This is a genomic window from Pedobacter sp. 05L430, assembly GCF_056397585.1.
The window spans coordinates 1-3,421 of sequence record NZ_JBFTNT010000387.1; the positions used below are offsets into that span (position 1 = coordinate 1).

At 37.3% G+C, this 3,421-nt stretch carries 3 protein-coding genes and 1 pseudogene; all 4 read left to right on the plus strand.

Translation table 11 applies throughout. The features are described from left to right. The coding region (gatB, locus tag AC1DG9_RS25235) for an Asp-tRNA(Asn)/Glu-tRNA(Gln) amidotransferase subunit GatB (protein WP_477635482.1) at nt 1–1,252 on the plus strand (1,252 nt) is incomplete at its 5' end. A gap of 8 nt (nt 1,253–1,260) precedes the next feature. Next, nucleotides 1,261–2,370, plus strand: coding sequence for a redoxin domain-containing protein (locus AC1DG9_RS25240; protein ID WP_477635483.1), 1,110 nt, complete (start codon nt 1,261–1,263; stop codon nt 2,368–2,370). Nucleotides 2,371–2,475: 105 nt separating this feature from the next. Next, nucleotides 2,476–3,165, plus strand: coding sequence for a response regulator transcription factor (locus AC1DG9_RS25245; protein ID WP_048906107.1), 690 nt, complete (start codon nt 2,476–2,478; stop codon nt 3,163–3,165). A gap of 110 nt (nt 3,166–3,275) precedes the next feature. Continuing rightward, nucleotides 3,276–3,421: pseudogene (locus tag AC1DG9_RS25250) on the plus strand (RNA pseudouridine synthase); the annotation flags it as partial.

Sequence of the window (3,421 nt, forward strand, 5' to 3'; positions counted from 1 at the left end):
GGGCCTGGCCTTAAATTGCACAATTAACCAGCTCAATTTTTTTGATAGAAAGAATTATTTCTATGCCGATTTGCCTAAAGGATATCAGATTACTCAGGATAACAAGCCCATCTGTCAGAATGGTTATCTGAATGTAACGCTAAGCAATGGTGAAGAAAAACGCATCGGAATTAACAGGATACACCTGGAAGAGGATGCCGGTAAAAGTATGCATGATCAGAATGATCAATACTCTTATGTAGATCTAAACAGGGCAGGGGTTCCATTAATAGAGATTGTTACAGAACCTGATATCAGAAGTTCAGAAGAAGCATCTGCGCTGTTAACAGAGATGAGGAAATTGGTTCGTCATTTAAATGTGAGTGATGGCAATATGGAAGAAGGAAGTTTGCGTTGTGATGCAAATATCTCTATCCGTGAGGTTGGTGCAACAGAATTTGGAACGCGCTGCGAGGTAAAAAACCTAAACTCCATAAGAAACGTGCGCAGGGCAATGGATTTTGAGTTTAACAGGCAAAAAGAGGTTGTAGCCACCGGAGGAAGGATTGTACAGAGCACATTGAACTTTGATGCTGAAGAAGGTACAACATCGCCAATGCGGAGCAAGGAAGAAGCCAATGATTACAGGTATTTTCCGGATCCGGATTTGCCGCCCGTACATATTTCTGATGAGTGGCTGGAGCAGATAAAGGCCACAATGCCTGAACTACCCTCGGAGATCTCTAAAAGACTGGTAAAAGATTATGGAGTTAACGCATCTGAAGCTACATTACTTGCTGAAGATATTGACTTGCTTACCTATTTTAATTCGGCATTGCCTATAATTAAAAATACAAAGAGCCTGGTGAACTGGCTTACCGGATCTATCAGAGCTTTGTTAAGTGAACAAGAGATCACAATATCAGGCTTTAAAGTTAGTCCTGTGYAACTCGCAGACGTAATTAACCTGGTAGATAATAAAAAGATCACCCAACAAATTGCATTGCAACAGCTGTTGCCTTTAATCGTTAATAATGCGGGTGCCGATGTAAATAAACTGGCTACTGAACATAGCTTGCTAATTGAAGAAAATAGTGATGAACTGGCTGGTTTTGTGGATCAGGTTCTATCGAAATACGAAGCACAGGTACAAGCCTATAAAAAAGGAAAAAAAGGCGTGCTTGGGCTTTTTGTAGGTGAGGTAATGAAACTTGCCAGGGGAAAAGCAGATCCCCAAAAAATAAATGAATTGTTACAAGAGAAATTAAAATAGTAAATATTATGATGAAACGTATTGGGTATGTATTGGTGTTGTGTGTGGCTTTTGCAGCATGTAAGGATAAAAGTAAGTTTGTAATTAACGGAGAGTTTAAAAACGCTGCTCCAAAAAGCAAAGTTTACTTATTTGGTTTGCAAAAAGACAATGCTTTGCCATTAGATTCAACTGTGTTTTCTGAAAAAGGAGAATTTAAATTTACCCATTCAACCCCTGGGGCAGATTTCTTTAGGATTTCTGCGGGCAATAACGAATATATGATTATTGCAAAGAATGGCGATGAAATTAAAATTACTGCTGATTTGGCCGACAAATCATTGGCTTATACTACATCTGGTGCTGCTGAGGCTGATAAGTTACAGGAATTGAACACCACCAAGCATGAGTATATGACTAAAATTGCTGCTATACAAACTCAGTTTGATGAAGCAGTATCGGCCCAGCCAGATAAGAGAGAAGCTATTATGGAGCAAATGAGACCTCAATATACTRCTGAAATTGAAGGGCTTAATAAAGCGGTGTTGAAATTTGCTGAGGAGAATACGGAATCGTTAGCAGGTTTTTATGCCATAAACTTGTTAAATCCTTCGGAATTTGAGAAAGAAATGGTGGCTTACTCTGATAAAATCAAAAGTAAGTTTAATGATAATGCCGCAGTAACTGAATTTTTAAAGAGAATGGCTAGCTTAAAGGCTGTTCAAATTGGTCAGGCTGCACCAGAATTTACCATAACCGGTATCGATGGAAAGCCAGTTAAGTTGTCTGATTTTWAAGGAAAATATGTATTGCTTGATTTCTGGGCATCGTGGTGTATGCCATGCAGACAGGAAAATCCGAATGTGGTTAAAGCCTACAATACTTATAAAGACAAGAATTTTACCATATTGGGTATTTCTTTAGATAAAGACCCGGCAGCATGGAAAAAAGCAATTGCTGATGATAAACTAACCTGGAACCATGCCAGCGAATTAAGCGATTTTGAAGGTTCTACAGTTAGATTGTATCAAATAGAGGCTATTCCAAGCTCATTTATCATAGATCCAAAAGGAACAATAGTTGCAAAGAATCTTCGCGGAGAGGAGCTTGATGCATTTTTAAATAAAACTTTACGCTAACCCTAAATTCATGTTAATATACATGATGGTATTAACAATTTGTTAACATGAGTTTAACGGTATATTATAATTGATTACCTAATTTCGTAACAAATAATTAAAGCTATGAGCACCGTAAAACAGAAGATACTTATTGTTGATGACGAACCAGATATTTTAGAGTTAATTGAGTATAACTTAAAGAAAGAGGGATATCAGGTATTCTTAGCCAATAATGGTCAGGAAGGCATTACGATTGCAAAGAAGGTACATCCTGATTTAATTATCCTGGATATCATGATGCCAAAGATGGATGGTATTGAGGCATGCAGGTTAATGAGGGCTATTCCTGAGTTTAAAAATACTTTTATGGTGTTTTTAACAGCACGAAGTGAAGAGTATTCAGAAATAGCGGGATTTAATGTTGGTGCAGATGATTATATAGCTAAACCAATTAAGCCTCGTGCACTAGTAAGTCGTATTAATGCGATTCTAAGAAGAAATGCAAGCGGAGACGAGGTTTCTGATAATAAGGTTGAAATAGGTGATTTGGTAATTGACAGAGAAGCGTACCTTGTTTTTCAGAGTGGTAAAAAAGTCATTTTAGCTAAAAAAGAGTTTGAATTACTTTATTTATTAGCTTCAAAACCAGGTAAGGTATATACCAGAGAATCTATTCTAAAGAATATTTGGGAAGATTCTGTAGTGGTTACAAACCGTACAATTGATGTACACATTCGCAAGTTACGCGAGAAGTTAGGTGAAACTTATGTTGCTACTGTAAAAGGAGTGGGGTATAAATTCGAACTTTCTTAGTACTTTTGCATTCTGGAAGATCATTGGGCTTTTTGCTACCTGTAGCGAATTAGCTCATTGATATCTTTACAGGCTGGAATGCACTAGTTACTTCTGAAAAACACACTGAATTGAAATATCCTTCATTTAAAGACATTATCCTATTCGAAAACGATGATTATATCGTTGTAAATAAACCACCTTTTGTTGCCTCTTTAGATGAGCGCGGCGGTTCTGGTGAAGTAAATATCTTACGCCTTGCTAAACAATATAGTGC

Coding starts and splice junctions, on each gene's coding strand:
- AC1DG9_RS25245 (WP_048906107.1), top strand. CDS start 2,476: ATGAGCACCGTAAAACAGAAGATACTTATTGTTGATGACGAACCAGAT.